At 62.1% G+C, this 19,890-nt stretch carries 18 protein-coding genes; 10 read left to right on the forward strand and 8 right to left on the reverse strand.

The annotated features are described in order from the left end of the window. Positions 1-204 precede the first annotated feature (204 nt). Both nosP and nahK read left to right on the forward strand, forming a co-directional pair. A complete protein-coding gene (nosP, locus tag HB680_RS13475) occupies positions 205-1,368 on the forward strand; it encodes a nitric oxide-sensing protein NosP (RefSeq protein ID WP_213939121.1) in 1,164 nt (387 codons plus the stop codon). Further along, positions 1,337-3,934, forward strand: coding sequence for a hybrid sensor histidine kinase/response regulator NahK/ErcS' (nahK, locus tag HB680_RS13480; protein WP_213939269.1), 2,598 nt, complete (start codon positions 1,337-1,339; stop codon positions 3,932-3,934). Before nosP ends, nahK begins: the two co-directional genes overlap by 32 nt. A 182-nt stretch (positions 3,935-4,116) precedes the next feature. Here the strand turns inward: nahK and HB680_RS13485 are convergent, their stop codons facing one another. The 6 genes from HB680_RS13485 to HB680_RS13510 form a co-directional block, all read right to left on the reverse strand. After that, on the reverse strand, positions 4,117-4,782 hold the full coding sequence (locus HB680_RS13485; protein WP_054047333.1) for a response regulator transcription factor: 666 nt from the start codon (positions 4,780-4,782) through the stop codon (positions 4,117-4,119). 57 nt (positions 4,783-4,839) lie between these two features. Further along, positions 4,840-5,397 carry a PQQ-dependent catabolism-associated CXXCW motif protein gene (locus tag HB680_RS13490; RefSeq protein ID WP_213939122.1) on the reverse strand — a complete coding sequence of 186 codons (558 nt, stop codon included), beginning with the start codon at positions 5,395-5,397 and terminating at the stop codon, positions 4,840-4,842. Between the two features lie 234 nt (positions 5,398-5,631). Continuing rightward, positions 5,632-6,423, reverse strand: coding sequence for an ABC transporter permease (locus HB680_RS13495; protein WP_213939123.1), 792 nt, complete (start codon positions 6,421-6,423; stop codon positions 5,632-5,634). Further along, a complete protein-coding gene (locus HB680_RS13500) occupies positions 6,420-7,151 on the reverse strand; it encodes an ABC transporter ATP-binding protein (protein WP_213939124.1) in 732 nt (243 codons plus the stop codon). Before HB680_RS13500 ends, HB680_RS13495 begins: the two co-directional genes overlap by 4 nt. After that, entirely contained in the window at positions 7,148-8,107 is a 960-nt protein-coding gene (locus HB680_RS13505) for a YVTN family beta-propeller repeat protein (protein ID WP_054615163.1), read from the reverse strand. The genes HB680_RS13500 and HB680_RS13505 overlap by 4 nt, the downstream gene beginning before the upstream one ends. Before the next feature lie 39 nt (positions 8,108-8,146). Next, positions 8,147-9,331 carry an ABC transporter substrate-binding protein gene (locus HB680_RS13510; RefSeq protein WP_213939125.1) on the reverse strand — a complete coding sequence of 395 codons (1,185 nt, stop codon included), beginning with the start codon at positions 9,329-9,331 and terminating at the stop codon, positions 8,147-8,149. 157 nt (positions 9,332-9,488) lie between these two features. On the opposite strand from HB680_RS13510, the gene HB680_RS32755 reads away from it, so the two are divergent. The 3 genes from HB680_RS32755 to HB680_RS13520 are packed head-to-tail and all read left to right on the forward strand — an operon-like array spanning position 9,489 to position 11,511. Further along, complete coding sequence (locus HB680_RS32755) at positions 9,489-9,611, forward strand: hypothetical protein (RefSeq protein ID WP_256735527.1); 123 nt, start codon at positions 9,489-9,491, stop codon at positions 9,609-9,611. A gap of 2 nt (positions 9,612-9,613) precedes the next feature. Then, entirely contained in the window at positions 9,614-10,876 is a 1,263-nt protein-coding gene (locus HB680_RS13515; protein WP_213939126.1) for a histidine kinase, read from the forward strand. After that, on the forward strand, positions 10,873-11,511 hold the full coding sequence (locus tag HB680_RS13520; RefSeq protein ID WP_213939127.1) for a response regulator transcription factor: 639 nt from the start codon (positions 10,873-10,875) through the stop codon (positions 11,509-11,511). The genes HB680_RS13515 and HB680_RS13520 overlap by 4 nt, the downstream gene beginning before the upstream one ends. A 174-nt stretch (positions 11,512-11,685) precedes the next feature. On the opposite strand, the gene HB680_RS13525 is transcribed toward HB680_RS13520, so the two are convergent. Both HB680_RS13525 and exaA read right to left on the reverse strand, forming a co-directional pair. Continuing rightward, positions 11,686-12,333: a pentapeptide repeat-containing protein gene (locus HB680_RS13525; RefSeq protein WP_213939128.1), complete on the reverse strand. Its 648-nt coding sequence runs from the start codon at positions 12,331-12,333 to the stop codon at positions 11,686-11,688. Between the two features lie 139 nt (positions 12,334-12,472). After that, positions 12,473-14,365 (reverse strand): PQQ-dependent methanol/ethanol family dehydrogenase, encoded by a 1,893-nt coding sequence (exaA, locus tag HB680_RS13530; RefSeq protein ID WP_213939129.1) that lies wholly within the window; start codon positions 14,363-14,365, stop codon positions 12,473-12,475. A gap of 254 nt (positions 14,366-14,619) precedes the next feature. Here exaA and pedF point away from each other — a divergent pair, with 254 nt between their 5' ends. The 5 genes from pedF to HB680_RS13555 all read left to right on the forward strand — a co-directional run bounded on the left by pedF (position 14,620) and on the right by HB680_RS13555 (position 19,769). Then, on the forward strand, positions 14,620-15,081 hold the full coding sequence (gene pedF, locus HB680_RS13535; protein WP_213939130.1) for a cytochrome c-550 PedF: 462 nt from the start codon (positions 14,620-14,622) through the stop codon (positions 15,079-15,081). A 3-nt stretch (positions 15,082-15,084) separates the two neighbouring features. After that, complete coding sequence (locus tag HB680_RS13540; protein ID WP_213939131.1) at positions 15,085-15,960, forward strand: transporter substrate-binding domain-containing protein; 876 nt, start codon at positions 15,085-15,087, stop codon at positions 15,958-15,960. Continuing rightward, on the forward strand, positions 15,960-16,721 hold the full coding sequence (locus tag HB680_RS13545) for a quinoprotein dehydrogenase-associated SoxYZ-like carrier (RefSeq protein ID WP_213939132.1): 762 nt from the start codon (positions 15,960-15,962) through the stop codon (positions 16,719-16,721). Before HB680_RS13540 ends, HB680_RS13545 begins: the two co-directional genes overlap by 1 nt. A gap of 16 nt (positions 16,722-16,737) precedes the next feature. Beyond that, complete coding sequence (locus tag HB680_RS13550) at positions 16,738-17,679, forward strand: quinoprotein relay system zinc metallohydrolase 1 (protein WP_213939133.1); 942 nt, start codon at positions 16,738-16,740, stop codon at positions 17,677-17,679. 311 nt (positions 17,680-17,990) lie between these two features. Further along, positions 17,991-19,769, forward strand: coding sequence for a PQQ-dependent methanol/ethanol family dehydrogenase (locus HB680_RS13555; RefSeq protein WP_213939134.1), 1,779 nt, complete (start codon positions 17,991-17,993; stop codon positions 19,767-19,769). Positions 19,770-19,890 lie beyond the last annotated feature (121 nt).

A 19,890-nucleotide genomic window follows, 5' to 3' on the forward strand; every position in this document is an offset into this window, starting at 1 on the left:
TGTGTCAGTTGACATAAGTGCTGACTGACACGACGCCTTCGCGAGCAAGCCCGCTCCCACAGGGGGATTTGTGGTGTTTGGGGGGATAGTGGATAAACACTCTCATCCCATCGAATCCCAAGACCGCTACCCAAGTAGCATACGTCCCGGCCCGCAGGCTTCGTACACTCGCACCTCATACATGCGCACCTGCGGGAGGCGACGATGCAGCAGGTCCAGAGTGAAGGGGTGGTCAGTGCCATGTCCCAGGCCTCCGATGCGCAGCAGGCGGCGCAGGAGTTGGCGCGGCAGTTGTTGCATCCGCACCTGGGTTTTGTGCTGTTTTTCTGTTCCGCCGAGTACGACTTGCAGGCGCTGGGCCAGGCCTTGCAGCAAAGCTTCGGCGGGATTCGCCTGGTGGGTTGCACCAGCGCCGGGGAAATCACCCCGCAAGGTTACGGCCGCAATTGCGTGACGGCGGTGGGGTTCGATCATCGGCACTTTTCCATCGCCATCGAACTGATCGACGAAATGGAACGCTTCAGCCTGATCGACGCCCAGCAAATGGTCGAACGACTGGTGAGCGGTTGTCGCAGCAACACCCTGGCGCCGATCAAGGGCAACAGCTTTGCCCTGACCCTGCTCGATGGCCTGTCCAGCCGTGAAGAAATGGTTCTCGCCGCGTTGAGCGCAGCGTTGGGCGACATCCCGCACTTTGGCGGTTCCGCCGGTGATGACAACTACCTGACCCACACCCACGTGTATTTCGGCGGCGAGTTCCACAGCGGCGCGGCGGTGGTGGTGCTGGTCAACACCTGGCTCGACTTCGAAGTGTTTACCACTCACCACATTCTGCCCCGGGCGGAAAAACTGGTGGTCACCGGCGCCGACAGCGCGTCGCGACGGGTGTTCGAACTCAACGCCGAGCCCGCCGCCGAGGAGTACGCCCGCCATATCGGCGTGCCGGTGGCCGAGCTCGATCACCGGATCTTCGCCGCGCACCCGTTGGCGGTGCGGATCAACGAGCAGTATTACGTGCGCGCCATCCAGCAGGTGCACCCGGACCTGAGCCTGAGTTTTTACTGCGCCGTGGAAAACGGCATCGTCCTCACTGCCATGACCCCAGGTCCCATGCTGCCGAACCTGCAAGCACTGTTCGAAGGCCTGGAAGAACGCCTCGGCGACCTGTTGCTGACCATCGGTTGCGACTGTTTTCTGCGGCGTCTGGAACTGGAAGATCGCGGCAGCCTGGAGCCGATCGGGGCGTTTTTACGTGAACATCGGGTGATGGGTTTCAACACCTACGGAGAACAGTTCAATGGCATGCACATCAACCAGACCTTCACCGGGGTTGCCATTGCCCGAGGCCGTTCCCCTGGACACCGTTGAGCTCCAGGCGCAGATCGCCGGCCTGCAGCGCGACAATCAAAAACTGCAGCGCATCAATGGTGCGCTGATCGAACGCATCGAATCCGGTATTACTCGCGGTAACGATCCATATGCGGCGTTCCAGCATTCGGTAGTGCTGGCCGAACAGGTCCGCGAACGCACCGACGCGTTAAACCAGGCCATGGCCGAACTCAAGGCTGGCAATCACTTGCTCAGCGACGCGCGCCTGCGGGCCGAAACCGCCCACCAGCATTTGATCGATGCGATCGAGAGCATTTCCGATGCCTTCGTATTGTTCGATGAAGACCAGCGCATCGTGCTGTTCAACAGTCGCTTCAAGGCGTTCTGGGGCAACAGCCGGGTGCGAATCATCGCCGGCATGCACCTGGCCGAGGTCAAGCGCCTGATGACGGCGACCGGGTTGTTCACCGAAGAACCGCGCGGCCATGCCGACCAGAATCTGTTGTACCGCTTGCAGAATGGCCGCTGGTTGCAAGTCAGCGAACGGCCGACCCAGGAAGGTGGGCGGGTGATTCTGTTTACGGACATCACCGACGTCAAACTCAGCGAAACCGTGCGCCGTGAGCAAGCGGTGGCGCAGAAATCCCATCTGCTGCAACGGGCGGTGGACAACCTGTCCCAAGGCGTGGCGATGGTTAACGCGGACGGCATCCTGGAACTGTGGAACCGGCGCTTTCTTGAACTCAGCGGTTTGGCGCCGGTGGCGGCCCATCGACCGTTCGCCGAAGTGATTGCCGACAGCGAATTGAACCTGCTGACCCCGGCCAGTCGCGACAGCAACGGGCGGCCGGTGCAGGAATGCGAACAGCGCCTCTACGACGGCCGGGTCCTGGAAATCCGCACCCATCCGCTGCCGACCGGTGGCTTTGTCAACACCTTCACCGACATCACCGAACGCTATCAGCACGCCGAAGCGCTCAGCGAAAGCGAACGCTGGATTCGCCTGATCACTGACCATGTACCGGCGCTGATCGCCTACCTGAACGCCGATCTGGTCTACGAATTCACCAACAAAGTCTACGAACAATGGTACTGCTGGCCCAGGGGCGTGATGCTCGGGCAGAGCCTGCGGGAAGTGCACAGCGAGCAGCATTACCTGCGCCTGGAAGCCTACGTCGCCCGGGCTTTGGCCGGGGAGAGCGTGACCTTCGAATTCGCCGAAACCAACATCAACAACCAGGAGCGCTACATGCTGCGCTCCTACGTGCCCAATCGACTGGCCACCGGGGAAGTGGTGGGGATTTTCGTGTTGATCCGCGACATCACCGAACGCCGCCGCACCGCCGAAGCGCTGCACCAGGCCTATCAAAACCTTGAGTTGCGGGTGCGCGAGCGCACGACGGAGCTGACCACCCTCAACGATCAACTGTTGCGCGAAATCGATGAGCGTCGCCGCGCCGAATCACGCCTGCGCGAGGCCAAGCTTGAGGCCGAGCAGGCCAACCTGTCGAAGACCAAGTTTCTCGCCGCTGTCAGCCACGACCTGCTGCAACCGCTCAACGCCGCGCGGCTGTTTACCAGCGCGTTGCTGGAACGCCGGGAGCCGGTGGCCAACGCGATTCTGGTGCGCAACGTCAGCAATTCTCTGGAAGACGTGGAAAACCTGCTGGGTACTTTGGTGGACATTTCCAAACTCGATGCCGGGGTAATCAAGGCCGATATTGCGCCGTTTGCCCTCAGCGAATTGCTGGAAAACCTCGCCGCCGAATACACCCAAGTGGCCCGCAGCGAAGGGCTTGAACTGCACTTCATCCCGTGTTCGGCGCTGGTGCGCAGCGACATTCAGTTGCTGGCGCGGATCCTGCGCAATCTGCTGAGCAACGCGATTCGCTACACCTACAGCGGTCGCGTGGTGCTCGGTTGTCGACGGCATCATCAGCGCTTGTCGATTGAAGTCTGGGACAGCGGCATGGGCATTGCCGAAAACCGCCTGGAGGAGATTTTCCAGGAGTTCAAACGTGGGGACGTGCAGCGTCCGGATCAGGATCGCGGGTTGGGTCTGGGGTTGGCGATTGTGGAGAAGATCGCCGGGATCCTCGGGCACCGGATTCACGTGCGCTCGTGGCCGGGCAAGGGCTCGATGTTTTCCGTTGAAGTACCGCTCAGCGCCACGGCGCCCAAGGCGTTGCCGAGCCTGCTGATGAGTGAGCCGATGCTTGAACGCCTGCGTGGCGCGCGGGTGTGGGTGTTGGACAACGACGCGGCGATTTGTGCGGGGATGCGCACGTTGCTGGAAGGCTGGGGGTGTCTGGTGGTCACGGCGCTGTCGGAGCAGGACCTGGCGCGGCAAGTGGACAACTATCACCAGGAAGCCGATTTGCTGATTGCCGACTATCACCTGGACGACGACCAGAACGGCGTCGATGCCGTGGCCCGGATCAACGCCCGGCGTGGCTCAGCCATCCCGGCGATGATGATCACCGCCAACTACAGCAATGAGCTGAAGTTGCAGATTCGTGAGTTGGGGCACACGTTGATGCATAAACCGGTGCGGCCGATGAAGCTCAAGACGGCGATGAGTCATTTGCTCGGCCTGTCCCGATAGCCTGAGCCGCCCCGAACTTGTAGCAGCTGGCGAAGCCTGCGTTCGGCTGCGAAGCAGTCGTGAGTTCAGACAGCGCGGTAGATCAGGAAGACCGCGGCGTCAGGTTTTACGACTGCTTCGCAGCCGAACGCAGGCTTCGCCAGCTGCTACAGAGTGCGCGTCCTGCGTCCAGGGATTGTGCTTCAGCGCCGTAAGTAAGACCCGAAATCTATGTCCCCCGCGCTGAGAATCGCCTGCACCCGGTTGTGCACATTGAGTTTGCGCAAGATCGCCGACACATGCGCCTTGACCGTGGTTTCGGCGATTTCCAGGGTGTAGGCGATCTGTTTGTTCGACTCGCCCTTGGTCATGCGTTCCAGCACCAGCAACTGCTTGCGGGTCAGGGCCTGGAGCAGTTCCGGCGGGAAGCTCGGGTTGTCGTTCATGCGCCGATGAGTGCCGGGTTTTTGCGTGCGGATGATGTCCGGCGGCAGGTACACATTGCCGTTGAGAATCTGCTGGATCGCCTCGGTCATTTGCAGGCGCGGCGAGGATTTGGTGATGAAACCCACCGCGCCATAGGTGATGGCTTGCAGCACGATCTGCTTGTCCTGCTCGGCCGAGACGATCACCACCGGAATGGTCGGCGCCTCGTTGCGCAGGTTGATCAGGCCATTGAGGCCGTGCATGCCCGGCATGTTCAGGTCCAACAGGATCAGGTCCAGGTCGTCGTGTTCCTGGGTCAGCAGCAGGGCGCTGTCCAGGTCAGCGGTTTCCATCACATCGCTGCCGGGAAATCCGTCGCTGATGACGTTATGAATGGCTTCGCGAAACAGCGGGTGATCGTCGGCAATCAGAATTTTGTACATAGCCTTTCACCTCATTATTGTGTTTTTGGGTGGGGCAACCACACGCAAGTGTTCGGGTCAGGGAAAAGGCTCGGGCTGGGCCGGCACCACGGGCAGGTTCGCCGCTTGCCAGGCATCCAGACCATCGCGATACCAATACACTGACTTATAGCCCATGGCGGCGGCGCGTTTTACCGCGTTCCAGCTCGACCAGCAATCGGAGCGGCAGTAGAAGACCAGCGGTTGCTGGTGATTGCCGTCGGTGAATGTGTCCAGATTACGCGCAAAGTACGCCTGCCAGTCGGGTGCCAGATCACCGTCACCGGTATTGGCCAGCCAGTGGCTGCCGGGCAGGTTCTCGTGGGGCTGGTCTTCGATGAAGCGCCCTTGCAGCCATTGGCGGCGGTAGACGTCGATCAGCACTGGGCGCGGTGTCTGGTTGAGCAGGGTTTGCAGGGCAGGGGTGTCGAGAATGGTCGCGCCTTGCAGCTGATTCGGCGTCGGGCTGCGGTACAGGCCGATGCGGTAGCCGTCAGCGGAAAACAGCGGGGTTTCGGCGTGCGCAGTGCTCAGCAACAGGCTGAGCGACAGGGCAGCGAGGCAAGGGCGCAGCAGACGACGTCGGGCACGCGGCATGGGGGTTCAATCCTTATAGTTATGAACCCATTACATGCCAGGTGCGGTGCGAAGGGAATGCGACGATAGACAGGTAAAGCAGTACTAAAGTAGTAATTTTGTGCCTGTGCTCAACACAATCCCCCTGTAGGAGCCGTAGGAGCTGTCGAGTGCAACGAGGCTGCGATCTTTTGATCTTTAAAAGCAAAGATCGCAGCCTCGTTGCACTCGACAGCTCCTACGGGGGGTGTGTGGTCAGGTGGTTTTGCGCAGGGCGGCATGCTGCGGGTTGAAGGTGAGCACGGCGAGCAGCACGAACACCAGCGTCAAGCCCAGGCACACCGCCAGCGCCAGCGGATTGAAGCGTTCGTACAAGGCAAACCGCACCAGTTCTACCGCGTGGGTGAATGGATTCAACGCACACAACCAATACAGCCACTCACTCGACTCGCGCATTTTCCACAGCGGGTACAACGCCGAGGACAGGAAAAACAGCGGGAAGATCACGAAATTCATCACCCCGGCAAAGTTCTCCAATTGACGGATCGCATTCGACAGCAACAACCCCAGCGCACTCAACATCAACGCCACCAGCAGCAACGCCGGCAACGCGATCAGCAAACCCATGGCCGGCGGTTGCACGCCGTAGACCCAGGCAATCGCCAGAAAGGCATACACCTGCAACAGCGAGATCAGCGACGTCGCCAGCAATTTGCTGCACAGCAGGAAAATCCGGGGCAGGGGACTGGTCAGCAGCACGCGCATGCTGCCCATTTCCCGGTCGTAGACCATCGACAGCGAACCCTGCATGCCGTTGAACAGCAGGATCATGCAGGCCAGCCCCGGAATGATGTACACCTCATACGGAATGTAGGTGTCGTAGGGCTCGATGATCGCGATGCCCAGCGCCGCGCGAAACCCGGCGGCGAACACCAGCAGCCACAACAATGGCCGTACCAACGCACTGAGAAACCGCGTGCGCTGCAACACAAAACGCAGCCATTCGCGCAGCACGATCCCGCTGAAACACTGCCAATACGCGTTCATCGGGCGGCTCCTGCGGTGGTCAGTCGAGCGAAGGCAGCACCGAGGTTGCCGCCGTGTTCCAGGCTCAGGGCGTCGGCTTGGCCGCTGGCCACGAGTCGTCCTTGATGAAGGATCAGCAAGTCATCGCTGGCCTGCACTTCGTCGAGCAAGTGCGTGGTCCAGAGCACACTGATGCCTTGCTCGCGGCACAGGCTGCGGATGTGTTGATTGAGCGCCAGACGACTGGCCGGGTCGAGGCCGACACTGGCCTCATCCAGCAGCAACAATCGCGGTTCGTGCAGCAACGCCCGGGCGATTTCCACCCGGCGCCGGTGGCCGCCATTGAGTTCGCGCACTCGCTCGCGACGGCGTTCGGTCAGGGCCTGACGGGCCAGTTCGGCGTCGACCCGCAGGCCGGTCTGGCGTCGGGACATACCGTGTAGCGCGGCGTGGTAGCGCAGGTTCTGCTCGACGCTGAGGTCCAGGTCCAGCGTGCTTTGCTGGAACACCACACCCAACCGCTTGAGCGCCGGACGCGGGGCATCGCGCAACGAACAGCCGCCGACCCGGATGTCACCGCGTTGCACATCGTAGAGCCGGGTCAGCAGGGCAATCAGCGTCGATTTGCCCGCACCGTTCGGCCCCAGCAACGCCGCAAAACGCCCCGACACCAGGCTGAAACTCACCTGGCGCAACGCCTCCTTCGCGCCATAAGCGAAGCTCAACTCGCTGACTTCCAGAGCGTTCATGGGGTCACCACCACGCCCCACGGATAGCGCCCGACCTTGATCGATTTGCTGACCTTGAGGCTGTCGACATCAATCACCGATACGTCGCCGCTGACGCCATTGGTGGCGAGCAATTGCTTCTGGTCCGGGGTGAACGACATCTGCCACACGCGCCGGCCGACCAGCAGGTAATCGAGCACTTCGAAGGTCTTGGCGTCCACCACCGCCACATGGTTGGCCGGGCCGAGGGCGACGAAGCCGTACTTGCCGTCGGCGCTGAGCTTGATTCCCACCGGCTGCACTTTGTCCGGGTGCACGCCTTTGATCTGGAAGTTCACGGTCTTGAGGACCTTGCGCGTCGCCACGTCAAGAATCGTCACCGTGCCGCCGATTTCCGCCGAGGCCCACAGCTGTGAACCGTCCGGGGAAAACTCGACGAAACGTGGTCGTTGATCCACCAGGGTGCTGTCGGCCAGGGTTTGGGTGCTGGTGTCGATCCAGTGCAGCATGTTGGTGGTTTCGCTGGTGTTCACCGCCCATTTGCCATCGGGGCTGACCGCCATGCCTTCCGGCTCGACGCCGACGTTGATCTGGCTCAGCACCTTGGAGGTTTCGGTGTCGATCACCGTCACCAGCGCATCGTCTTCGTTGGAGACGTAGAGCCAGCGGTTATTGGGGTGCAGGGCGAATTGCTCGGGGTCTTTGCCGGAGGGCAGCTCCTTGATGATCTTGCGCGTGGCCACGTCCATGACCTGGACGCGGTCCGAGTCACTGGCGCAGATGTACAGCAACTTGCTGTCGTGGGACAGCAACAAACCGCGCGGGCGCTGGCCGACGGGCAGGGTGTCGGTGACTTGCAGGGTCTGCATGTCGATCAGGCTCAGGCTGTTGTCCTTTTCGTTGGAGACCCAGGCAGTGCTGGCCACGGCGTGCCCGGCGGCAAGCAGCAGGGCGCATGAGAGCAGGGTACGGCGCATGGCGGATTCCTTTTTATTGTGGTTGTGGTGGAAGAGCGATCAGGGAAAACGGCAGCTCACTTCGGGCTTGTCGTAGCCCAGGCTGTCCATTTCGTTGAACGGGTGCAGGAAACCGTCCTGGGGCGAGGTGCTGACCAGCGCGCGCGGTTGCACGATGGGAATCGGTTGGCGCAACTGGCCGTTCCACGGGCGATAGCTGAGCTTGCGACCCTTGAAACCGTCCAGCGGCAATTGATCGCTGATCTCCAGCGCGCGGATCGCCATCGGATCGACCTGGCGCAATTTACTCACGGCACTGGCGATGCTGCGCACGGCCATCCACGCGGCGAAATCCCGGTCATTCATCCAGCGCCCGGCCATGGCCTCGAAGCGTTTTTGCAGTTGGGCGGCGCCGTAGGTTTCCACGGTTTTGTGCCAGCCCACCGGGGTCAGGCCCTGGGTGCCGGCGACCGGGCGCGGGTACCAGGTCTGGTAGGGCACGTATTCGCCGAAGTCGCCGCGTTCGTCTGCCACCAGCACCACATCGTATTCGGCGGTCTGGGTGAACAGCGGCATGTCAGCCTGGGCGCTGCGGCGTTGATCGTTGTCGAAGCTCCAGGCTTTCTCCGCCACCAGTTTCAGACCGAAGCGCTTGGCGGCGCGGCGCAGGGCGGCGGCGTAGGCTTGATCGTCCGGGGTCGGGCCGACAATCAGCAGCGCCCGTTGCCATTTGCGCACCACCAAAAATTGCGCCAACGCATCGGCAAGCATCGCCCTGCTCGGCAAGGTGTGCAGTACGTTCGGTAAGCAGTCGGTGGTGCGCAGGCTGTCATCCGGGCTGCCGGCGTTGAACAGCAAACTGTCGGTCAGCACCGCGCTGAGGCGGCGCAGGGTTTCCACCGGCGCATTCACCACAAACAGGCGCAGACCTTGTTCGTGTTGGGCCTTGGCCGCGTCGATCAGTGCATCCGGAGTCTCGGCGCTGGCGCTGACCAGGCTGTAGCTGTGGTTGAGAAAACGCCCGGTGCTGTTGCTGTCGGTGATCGCCAGTTCGGCGCCGCGCAGCCCGGCATCGATGGGTTCAGGGATGACATTCGACAGCAGCGGCCCCGGATCGGGGCGATAACCCAGGTAGCCGATCTGCACTTGCAACGGCGCGTCGGCGGCCTGGCTCTGGGTCGCCAGCCCGGCGGCGCAGGCAATCGCCAGCAGGTAGATCAAGGCGTAGGGGGCAAGCTGGCGCATAAGGCACTCCATGACGGGTAGCGCCAGCATAGGAAGCCCGGGGGGCAGAGGAAATATGCAGAAAGTACCGCTAAGGCAGTACCAAGGTAGTAACTCATCTCCGGCGGCGCGGTTTTAGCATGGGTTTCAACGGCCATTACTGTGGAGGAGATGGATCATGCGTATTTTCAAGGCGCTGCTCCTGCCATTGCTGCTGATTCTGACCCTGATCGGCGTCGACAAACTGCACGGCCCGCGACCGACGCTGGTGCAGATGTCGCCCGCGTTGCCGGGGCGCTAGGCGTGTCGGCCCTGTGGCGGATCAACCTGTGGGTCTGCGGCTTTTTCGCCCTGGTGACCCTGGCGTGCATGGCGTTGCTGGTGCATCAGGCGCTGGCGGATGTGGAACGTGAGCTGCAATCCGCCGAAGCGGTAGTCGAGTACCTGAGCGAAACCGCCGAACGTGACCCGGTCAGCCTGCAACCGCGGCTGACCCGCAGCTTGCGCCATGTGCGGGTGCGTTGGCTGGAGCCCGGCGAAGCCGCGCGGCTGCCAGTGCAGGATGGCCTCGATGCCTGGCTCGGGCGATTGCTGTTTGCCGACGCCCGACACAGCGCCCAGGTGCTGGATTTGAAGGACGGTCGGCGGGTGATGATTGCGGTCGATCCTCGGGACGAGATCGATGAGGTCTGGGACTCTCTGCAACAAGTGCTGTTCCTGTGTGGGCTGGCACTGCTGGTGAGCCTGTTGACCATCCGCTGGGCCGTGCGTCGGGGCATGGGCCTGCTCGACGAATTGCTCCGTGCCTTGCAGCAGGTGTCTGCCGGCCAGCTCAACGTGCGGCTGCGCGGGCAAGGTGTGCCGGAGGCGCGGCAACTGGCGACGCATTTCAATCGCATGACCGGGGCGCTGGAACAGGCCCGCGCGGACAACACGCAATTGACGCAAACCTTGCTCGCGGTGCAGGAGCAGGAACGCACGCATTTGGCGCAGACGCTGCACGATGACCTCGGTCAGTACCTGGCGGGTATTCGTGCGCAAGCCTGTCTGTTGCGACTGGTGGCGGATCAGCCAGATACCGTCAAGCGCACGGTGCGCGAGTTGGAACACAACTGCGAACACCTGCAAAAGGGTTTTCGGGCGCTGGTTCACGACTTGTATCCCGTGGTGCTGCAACACCTGCCGCTGTCCGAAGCCTTAAGTCTGTTGGTGGAGCAATGGCAGGGCCGACAGGGCATCGATTGCCAGTTGCGGGTCAGTGCGCGGTTGCCGGCGCTGTCGGGGCCGAGCAAGACCCACCTGTATCGCCTGTTACAGGAGGCTTTGACCAACATTGCCCGGCACGCCGAGGCCAGTCAGGTGCGGGTTCGATTGCAGCATCGTGGCGGGCGCGTGCACTTACTGATCCGCGATAACGGTCGCGGTGCCGCGCAGCCGCAGCGGCCGGGCGTCGGGCTGTACTCAATGTTCGAACGTGCGCGCAGCCTTGGCGGCGAACTGCGGATCATCAGCCACCCCGGCGCCGGTTGGGCGCTGGCCTTGAGCATGCCTTTGGAGGCGTCATGAATATTCTGCTGGTCGATGACCATGCGGTGGTCCGTCAGGGCTACGCCAGTTTGTTGCGGGCGCTGTTGCCGGCGCTGGAAGTACGCGAAGCCGCCACCGGCGAAGAAGCGCTGATCCGGGTCCAGGAAGCCGTGCCGAATCTGGTGATCATGGATTTCGGTTTGCCGGGGATCAGCGGTCTCGAAACGACTCGCCGCCTGCGCCAGCGTTTGCCGCAGTTGCGCGTGCTGTTTTTCAGCATGCACGACGAATTGCCGCTGGTGCGTCAGGCGCTGGAGGCGGGGGCTTCGGGTTACCTGACCAAAAGCTCAGCGCCGGAAGTGTTGATCGAAGCGGTGCGGCGGATCCTCGCCGGGCATGCCTACATCGAACAGCCGCTGGCCACTCAACTGGCGTGCCATCCGCAACAGGACACCAGCGATCCGCGCTTGCAGAGCATGACCCAGCGCGAACTGGAAATCTTCGTCATGCTCGCCAAAGGCACCCCGGCGCGGTTGATTGCCGAGCAACTGAATATCAGCAGCAAGACGGTTTCCAATCACCTGACGTTGTTGAAGAGCAAATTGCAGGTGACGTCCCATACCGAGCTGGTGCATTTGGGGATTGATATGGGGGTGGTGCGCAAGGCGGGTTAGTTCAATCACCGCAAGACCCTGTGGGAGCGGGCTTGCTCGCGAATGCGGTGTCTCATTCAGCATTGATGTTGCCTGACACACCGCATTCGCGAGCAAGCCCGCTCCCACAGTGGTTTGGTGTTGTATTGGGGGATTGATCGTTCCCACGCGGAGTGGGAGCGATCAGTTCACGGCTCATTTTTCCCAAGTGGTCGGGCACCCGCTGCACCCCTCCATATTCGCATCCTGAAAATTCGCATAATGCTGCCGCGCGCCGCTGAGGTTGGCGTGTTCCAGGTTGCTTTCGCCGAACTTGGCTTCTTGCAGGTTGGCATCGCTGAGGTTGGCGCCCTTGAGGTCGGCCTTGCTCAGCCAGGTCATTTCCAGGTCGGCGGCGCGCAGGTTGGCGTTGTGCAGTTTGGCCCCGGATAGGCGAGCGAATTGCAGGTAGGCGGCGCTGAGGTTGGCGTTTTCGAATTGCGCACCCTGGGCGAACAGGCCCCAACCCTGGATCGCCATCAGCGTCGCACCGCTGAAGTCGGCCAGGCGCAGGTTGCTTTGTTGCAGGCTCGCGCGGGTCAGGTTGGCGCCTTGCAGTTGGGCTTTTTCCAGGTTGGCGAGGTCGAGACGGGCGTGACGCAAGTCGGCATCGCGCAGGTCGGCGCCGCTGAGGTTCATGCTGCGCAGGTCCTGGTTGCTCAGGTTCGCGCCTTTGAGGTTGGCGCCGGGGCATTGGCTCTGCTCGGCGAGGGTGCAGCCGTTGATGATGAGGGGGGCGTCGTCGCCGTCGTCCGCGTAAGCGGCGGAAAAGGTCAAGAGCAGCAGAAAAGACAGGTATTTCATCACGAAACCTCTAAATGGTTCACGTAGCAGCTGTCGAGTGGAACGAGGCTGCGTCGACGGTGTGCCTGACACACCGCTAACGCAGCCTCGCCGGGGCTCGACAGCTGCTACGTCAGTCGTATCGGCAAGGTAGGCGGCGTTACTTCTGAGCGGTTTTCGTGTCCCAACTCGGAATCTTGAACACCCAGAACGACCCGCCCTGTGCCACCGGTTTGGTCAGCTCGGCCATGTCGCCGCCCCACAACGGCACCGCGCCGCCGTAGCCGACGGTCACGCCGACGTATTGCTCGCCATCCTGTTCCCAGGTGATCGGCGGCGAGACGATGCCGCTGCCGGTCTGGAATTTCCACAGTTCTTCGCCGGTCTTCGCATCAAACGCCTTGAAGAAACCGTCGCCTGTCCCGGTGAACACCAGGTTGCCCTTGGTCGCCAGCACCCCGGCCCACAGCGGCAGGTGTTCCTTGTGCTCCCAGACCACTTTGCCGGTGGTCGGGTTCATCGCGCGCAGGGTGCCGACGTGATCGTCGTACATGCGCTTGATGCGGAAACCCATGCCGAGGTAGGCCGAGCCTTTCTTGTAGTTGACCTCTTCGGTCCAATATTCCTCTTTCCACTGGTTGCCCGGAATGTAGAACAGTCCGGTGTCCTGGCTGTAGGCCATGGGGTTCCAGTTCTTGCCACCGAGGAACGGCGGCGAGACTTCCACCGATTTGCCCTTGGTCTCGCCCGGCAACGGTTTGGCTGGACGCTGGCCTGGATTTTCCACCGGTTTGCCGGTCTTCAGGTCGATGTGGCTGGCCCAGCTGATGTTGTCGACGAAGGGGAAGGCGTTTTGCAATTTGCCGTTGTTGCGGTCCACCACGTAGAAGAAGCCGTTGCGGTCGGCGTGGCCGGTGGCCTTGGTGACTTTGCCGTCCTTGTCCTTGTAGTCGAACAGCACCAGTTCGTTGTTGCCGGAGAAATCCCAGGCGTCGTTCGGCGTGTGTTGGTAGAACCACTTCACCTCGCCGGTGCTCGGGTCGACGCCAACCTGGCCCGAGGTGTAGAGGCTGTCGAAATCGTGGGGGTTGCCGTCCTTGGAGGTGCGCGCCCAGGTGTTCCACGGGCCGGGGTTGCCGGCGCCGACAATGATGGTGTTGGTTTCCGGATCGAAACTCGCACTCTGCCAAGGGGCACCGCCGCCGTGGCTCCAGGCCTCGACCTTGCCGGTTTCGGTGGTCGGGTCATTCGGCCACGACGGTGCCTTGACGTCGCCGGTGGTGGTGCTGTCCTTGCCGTTCAAGCGGCCCATGTGGCCTTCGACGAAGGGCCGCATCCAGACTTCTTCGCCGGTGTCCGGGTCGCGGGCAAACAACTGGCCGACCACGCCGAACTCATCGCCGGAACTGCCGTGGATCAGCAGCACCTTGCCGGTGGTTTTGTCTTTGATCAGCACCGGGGCGCCGGTCATGGTGTAGCCGGCGGCGTGGTCGCCGAATTTCTTGTTCCACACCACTTTGCCGGTGTTCTTGTCGAGGGCGATCAGCCGTGCATCGAGGGTGCCGAAGTAGATCTTGTCGCCGTAGATCGCCGCCCCGCGATTGACCACGTCGCAGCACGGACGAATGTTGTCCGGCAGGCGATGGTTGTAGGTCCACAGGCGCTTGCCGGTCTTGGCGTCGAGGGCAAATACCCGGGAATAGGAACCGGTGACGTAGACCACGCCGTCGCTGACGATGGCCTGGGATTCCTGGCCGCGCTGCTTCTCATCGCCGAACGAGTAGGACCAGGCCGGGGTCAGCTTGAACACGTTCTTGTCGTTGACCTGGGCCAGCGGACTCCAGCGCTGGGCGTTGGTGCCCATGCCGTATTGCAGCACGTCCTTGGTGGTCAGGTGATCGTTGGCGATGTCTTCCCAGGTGACGTTGTGAGTCGGGGTGGCCGGTTCATTCGCGGCGTGGCCGACAGCGCTCAGGGACAGGCTGCCCACCAGCAGAAAAGCCTGCACGGCGATAGACAGAGGGGAAAGGGCGGGTAGCGATCTTATTGTCATGGTTGCAGTTCCCAGTGGAGGTTTTGGCCTGCACAGGGTGGTGCGCCCGGCGGGTGGGCGGATACGGAAAAAGTCCCGCTGTTGCCGGGAAGACTTCCCGAACCGCACCTGATTTGGGTGTGCGCCACAAGCCCTACTACCAAGGTACTGGGCGGCGGCCACCAAAGCAGCATGGGGTTGCCGCGAAGCGGTTCCTAAGATGGGTGCCATAGCCTCTTCAAAGAGGTTTTGCGTGCAACCCTGAGGGCATAACAATGACAACAAAACGCAACGCCTTGCTTGTTGCCGGACTGCTGGCCGGTTTTATCAGCGCAGGTCCGGTCTGGGCCCATGGCAACGTGGTACCGCAAGCGGTGGAAACCCCGGGCCTGACTCCGATCAAGGACGCCGGCGTGCCGGTGGATGGCGATGGCTGGGCGGCGGTGAACCCGTATCGCACCTCGCCGCAGCACGATAAGGCGGTGGAAATCGGCTCGTCGGCCTACAACCAGAACTGCGCGGCCTGCCATGGCCTGGAAGCCAAGTCCGGCGGCATCGCCCCCGATTTGCGCATGCTCGATGTCGGCGACGCCGGTGATGAATGGTTCGTCGAACGGGTGCGTCACGGCGCGGTGCGCGATGGCCGGGTCTACATGCCGAAAATGGCCGATTACCTGAGTCAGGAAGCCTTGTGGGCGGTGCGTACCTACCTGGACAGCGTGCACGTCGAGGAGTAATCCATGCGCCTGCTCGCGGTGTTGATCAGTGCTGTGTTGCTGTGCTGCCAGGTGGTGCAGGCGCAGGTCCGTACCTATGACCAAATGATCGCCGCCGGAGAATTGAACGTCGCGGTGTACAAGGATTTCGCCCCCTACAGTTTTGAAGACGCCGGCCAGCCCCGAGGGGTGGATGTCGACCTCGCCCGAGCCTTGGCCACGGCGCTGGGAGTGAAGCTCAAATTGATCTGGGCACCGGCCGGCGAAAAGCTCGACGACGACCTGCGCGATTACATCTGGCGCAGCAGCCAGTTGCATAACCAGCAACTGGCCGACCTGATGATGCGCGTGCCCTACGACCGCGACTACTCACAAAAACGCAACGAACTCGGTGAACTGGAAAACGATCACGTGGTGATGTTCGGCCCGTACCAGAACGAACAATGGCAAGTCGCTTTTGACCGTCGTCGCCTGGATTCGGTGGGCAGTGTCGCGGTGTTCGAGCAGCACCCGATCGGCGTCGAAGTCGACAGCGTGCCCTCGTTCTACCTGACCTCGGTGTTCAACGGCATGCTCGCCGCCAAGACCCATCACTATCCCGGCGTGCCCCAGGCCTTTGCCGCGATGAAGGCCGGTGAAGTCGATGCGGTGATGGCGATGCGCGGCGAGGTTGACTGGCAAGTGCATGAAGCTCACGACCCGCAAGTGGCGTTGGCGGAAAACGCCTACCCGAACATGGGCAAGCAGCGCTGGGAGATCGGCATGGCGGTGCATGAAAGCAACCGTCAATTGTCGTATGCCATCGAAGAGGCGCTGGAAGCGTTGATCCGCGACGGCAAGGTGCAAGCGATTTACGCCGGTTACGGTCTGCAGTACGAAGTGCCCGAGATGTATCAATAGTGAACTGGCGAGCGAGTTGCCTGCTGGCTTGTTGGCTGCCTCTGGCCGCCCATGCGGTGGAGATCGATCCGGGTAAAGACCCGGTGCCGTCGGTGATGTGGGCGTTCTATCACAAGCAAATGCTCGGCGATGCACCGTTCGTGTTCGATGCGCGGGTCAAGCTGCTGGCGCCGCCGTTCGCTGAAGATGCGCGCCAGGTGCCGCTGGAAATCGATGCCCGGGCGTTCAAGGGCGAAGTGGTGAAAATCCTCGCCTGGGCCGAACTCAACCCGTTGCCGAAAATCGTCGATTTCCAGCCGTTAGACCGGGTGCTGCCCTGGCTGTCGATCCGCATCCGCATCGAACAGGCCACGCCGTTGCGCGCGGCGGTGTTGACCCGTGATGGCGTCTGGCACGTCGGCTCGACCCTGATCGATGCGGCGGGCGGCGGTTGCACGGCGCCGAGCGTGGTGCGCACCCAGCCGGGTTGGGAAGAGCACATCGGCGAAGTGCTCGGCGGGCGTTATCCCCGTGGCGAGTTCAGTCGCGTGCGCTTGCAGGTGGCGCATCCGATGGACAACGGCATGGTCAGCGGCATCCCGGAATTCTTCATTAATCATGCTGAATTGCGCGATCAGAACGATCAGTTGCTGGCCACGCTGGAGCTGTTTCCCGCCGTCAGTGAAAACCCCAACCTGACCTTCGACATCGAAGGGCCGGGGCAGACGCGCCTGTTGCTGCGCGACAACAGCGGCAATCAATTCGATGCGGCGATACCCTGACCCAAAGGAGCGCGTCATGCGTTGGATATTGCTGTTGTTGCTCGGTCTGAGCCTGCCGGCGTTGGCGGCGGAGCTTGAATACTCGCTCACACCCCGGCTGATCGCCGCCGACACCTGGCTGCTGGAAGGCAGCACCGATAATTTCGCCAAGGCCAACGGCGGCAACATCGTCAACACCGGGTTCATCGTCACCGAGCGCGGGGTGGTGGTGATCGACACCGGACCGTCGAAACGCTATGGCGAAGCCATGCGCAAAGCGATTGCGGCGGTCACCGATAAACCGGTGATCGAAGTGCTGCTGACCCACCATCACCCCGACCATGCACTGGGCAATCAGGCCTTCACCGATGTGCCGATCGGCGCGCTGGCCGGCACCACGGAGCTGTTGCATCAGCAGGGCGATGCCATGGCCGAGAACATGTATCGCCTGGTGGGCGACTGGATGCGCGGCACCGAAGTGGTGTTGCCCACCGAAACGCTGACCCCTGGCGTAAAAAGTTTTGGGAACCATGATTTGCGCCTGCTAAGCCTGGGTGGGCATACGGGCGCGGATCTGGCTATTCTCGACCAGCAAACCGGCGTGCTGTTTGCCGGGGATCTGGTGTTTTATCAACGGGCCCTGACCACCCCGAACAGCCCGGGGCTGGCGATGTGGCTGGCGGACATCGCCACCCTGCAAGCCATGCCCTGGACGCTGATCGTGCCCGGACACGGCCCGGTGGCCACGGACGCCAGACCCTTCGAGCAAATGCGCGACTACCTGACCTGGCTCGATCACCTGCTGCGCGACGGTGCCGTCCAGGGCAGCGACATGGCCGAGATGATCCGCAGCCCCATTCCCGAGCGTTTTGGCGGGATCAGTTTGAGCCGGTATGAGCTGATTCGCAGTGTCAGTCATCTGTATCCGCGCTATGAGCGTGAGCAAATGACCCGCATCGATTCCACCGCGCACCAGTGAACCGGCAGCGCAACCCCTGTAGCAGCTGGCGAAGCCTGCGTTCGGCTGCGCAGCAGTCGTGAAACCAGAGCTCGCGGTGCATCAGGAAAATCGTGCAAGTCGGGTTTACGACTGCTGCGCAGCCTAACGCAGGCTTCGCCAGCTGCTACAGGTCGAGGTGAGCGCTGACGGGTTGGCATCATCCGACCCCGTACTAAGGAACTAGCAATCTCAACACTGCGGGCAATTGTTACCAGGGCGGCGGCGCCCAAGAATCTGCACCAGACCGGGAAAATTTCCCGGGTATAACAAAAACCGCAGAGGTAGCCGTCATGACCCAACCCGCACGTCGCCAACCCTTCGTCTTGAGCGTGCTGCTCAGTGCCATGCTGTTGTCCGGCTCGGCATTGGCCGCCGTCACCGACCAGGACATTCTCCAGGACCCCAAGAACCCGGAGCAGATCGTCACCAACGGTCTGGGCGTCCAGGGTCAGCGCTACAGCCCGCTGGACACCCTCAACGTCGACAACGTCAAGGACCTGCGACCAGTCTGGGCCTTTTCCTTCGGCGGTGAAAAACAGCGCGGCCAGCAAGCGCAGCCGATGATCAAGGACGGCGTGATGTACATGACCGGTTCCTACTCGCGGGTGTTCGCGGTGGATGCGCGCACCGGCAAGAAACTCTGGCAATACGACGCGCGCCTGCCGGATGACATCCGCCCATGCTGCGACGTGATCAACCGTGGCGTGGCGCTGTACGGCGACCTGGTGTTCTTCGGCACCCTCGACGCCAAACTCGTGGCCCTGAACAAAGACACCGGCAAAGTGGTGTGGAGCAAGCAGGTGGCCGACCACAAGGAAGGCTATTCCATCAGCGCCGCGCCGCTGGTGATCAACGGCAAATTGATCACCGGCGTGGCCGGTGGCGAGTTCGGGGTGGTCGGCAAGATCTCCGCCTACGATCCGAAAAACGGTGATTTGCTGTGGGTTCGCCCGACCGTCGAAGGTCACATGGGCTACGTCTACAAGGACGGCAAAGCCATCGAGAACGGCATCTCCGGCGGCGAAGCGGGCAAGACCTGGCCCGGCGATCTGTGGAAAACCGGTGGCGCCGCGCCTTGGCTCGGCGGTTACTACGATCCGGAAACCAATCTGCTGCTGTTCGGCACCGGCAACCCGGCGCCGTGGAACTCGCACCTGCGTCCGGGCGACAACCTCTACTCGTCGTCGCGCCTGGCCCTGAACCCGGACGACGGCACGATCAAATGGCACTTCCAGAGCACGCCCCACGACGGTTGGGACTATGACGGCGTGAACGAGCTGGTGTCGTTCAACTACACCGAGGGCGGCAAAGAGATCAAAGCTGCCGCCACCGCCGACCGCAACGGCTTCTTCTACGTGCTCGACCGCACCAATGGCAAGTTCATCCGTGGCTTCCCGTTCGTGGACAAAATCACCTGGGCCACCGGCCTGGATAAGGACGGTCGGCCGATCTACAACGAAGCCAGCCGTCCTGGCGCACCGGGCTCTGAAGCCAAGGGCAGCTCGGTGTTCGTAGCACCCGCGTTCCTCGGTGCGAAAAACTGGATGCCGATGGCCTACAACAAGGACACCAAGCTGTTCTACGTGCCGTCCAACGAGTGGGGTATGGACATCTGGAACGAAGGCATCGCCTACAAAAAAGGCGCGGCGTTCCTCGGTGCCGGGTTCACCATCAAGCCGTTGAACGAAGACTACATCGGCGTGCTGCGCGCCATCGATCCGGTCACCGGCAAAGAAGTCTGGCGCCACAAGAACTACGCGCCACTGTGGGGCGGGGTGCTGACCACCAAAGGTAATTTGGTGTTCACCGGCACGCCGGAAGGTTTCCTCCAGGCGTTCAATGCCAAGACCGGTGAAAAGGTCTGGGAATTCCAGACCGGCTCCGGCGTCCTCGGCTCGCCCGTGACCTGGGAAATGGACGGCGAACAGTACGTCTCGGTGCTCTCCGGCTGGGGCGGCGCGGTGCCGCTGTGGGGCGGCGAAGTGGCCAAGCGCATCAAGGACTTCAACCAGGGCGGCATGCTCTGGACCTTCAAGTTGCCGAAAGACCTGGTCGTGGCCAAACACTGATCCCAGGCCCACCGCATAACCCCCCCCCTGTGGGAGCGGGCTTGCTCGCGAAGGCGGAGTGTCAGGCAGCAATGATGTGACTGACACACCGCTTTCGCGAGCAAGCCCGCTCCCACACTGG

The organism is Pseudomonas sp. dw_612 (genome assembly GCF_018449725.1).
Lineage (GTDB): Bacteria > Pseudomonadota > Gammaproteobacteria > Pseudomonadales > Pseudomonadaceae > Aquipseudomonas.

What these genes read in the sequence shown, in the direction of transcription:
- HB680_RS13550 (WP_213939133.1), top strand. Translation starts at nt 16,738, where the DNA reads ATGCGTTGGATATTGCTGTTGTTGCTCGGTCTGAGCCTGCCGGCGTTG.
- HB680_RS32755 (WP_256735527.1), top strand. Translation starts at nt 9,489, where the DNA reads ATGCGTATTTTCAAGGCGCTGCTCCTGCCATTGCTGCTGATTCTGACC.
- pedF (WP_213939130.1), top strand. Translation starts at nt 14,620, where the DNA reads ATGACAACAAAACGCAACGCCTTGCTTGTTGCCGGACTGCTGGCCGGT.
- HB680_RS13490 (WP_213939122.1), bottom strand. Translation starts at nt 5,397, where the DNA reads ATGCCGCGTGCCCGACGTCGTCTGCTGCGCCCTTGCCTCGCTGCCCTG.
- HB680_RS13520 (WP_213939127.1), top strand. Translation starts at nt 10,873, where the DNA reads ATGAATATTCTGCTGGTCGATGACCATGCGGTGGTCCGTCAGGGCTAC.
- exaA (WP_213939129.1), bottom strand. Translation starts at nt 14,365, where the DNA reads ATGACAATAAGATCGCTACCCGCCCTTTCCCCTCTGTCTATCGCCGTG.
- HB680_RS13525 (WP_213939128.1), bottom strand. Translation starts at nt 12,333, where the DNA reads ATGAAATACCTGTCTTTTCTGCTGCTCTTGACCTTTTCCGCCGCTTAC.
- nosP (WP_213939121.1), top strand. Translation starts at nt 205, where the DNA reads ATGCAGCAGGTCCAGAGTGAAGGGGTGGTCAGTGCCATGTCCCAGGCC.
- HB680_RS13555 (WP_213939134.1), top strand. Translation starts at nt 17,991, where the DNA reads ATGACCCAACCCGCACGTCGCCAACCCTTCGTCTTGAGCGTGCTGCTC.
- HB680_RS13510 (WP_213939125.1), bottom strand. Translation starts at nt 9,331, where the DNA reads ATGCGCCAGCTTGCCCCCTACGCCTTGATCTACCTGCTGGCGATTGCC.
- HB680_RS13495 (WP_213939123.1), bottom strand. Translation starts at nt 6,423, where the DNA reads ATGAACGCGTATTGGCAGTGTTTCAGCGGGATCGTGCTGCGCGAATGG.
- HB680_RS13500 (WP_213939124.1), bottom strand. Translation starts at nt 7,151, where the DNA reads ATGAACGCTCTGGAAGTCAGCGAGTTGAGCTTCGCTTATGGCGCGAAG.
- HB680_RS13485 (WP_054047333.1), bottom strand. Translation starts at nt 4,782, where the DNA reads ATGTACAAAATTCTGATTGCCGACGATCACCCGCTGTTTCGCGAAGCC.
- HB680_RS13505 (WP_054615163.1), bottom strand. Translation starts at nt 8,107, where the DNA reads ATGCGCCGTACCCTGCTCTCATGCGCCCTGCTGCTTGCCGCCGGGCAC.
- HB680_RS13540 (WP_213939131.1), top strand. Translation starts at nt 15,085, where the DNA reads ATGCGCCTGCTCGCGGTGTTGATCAGTGCTGTGTTGCTGTGCTGCCAG.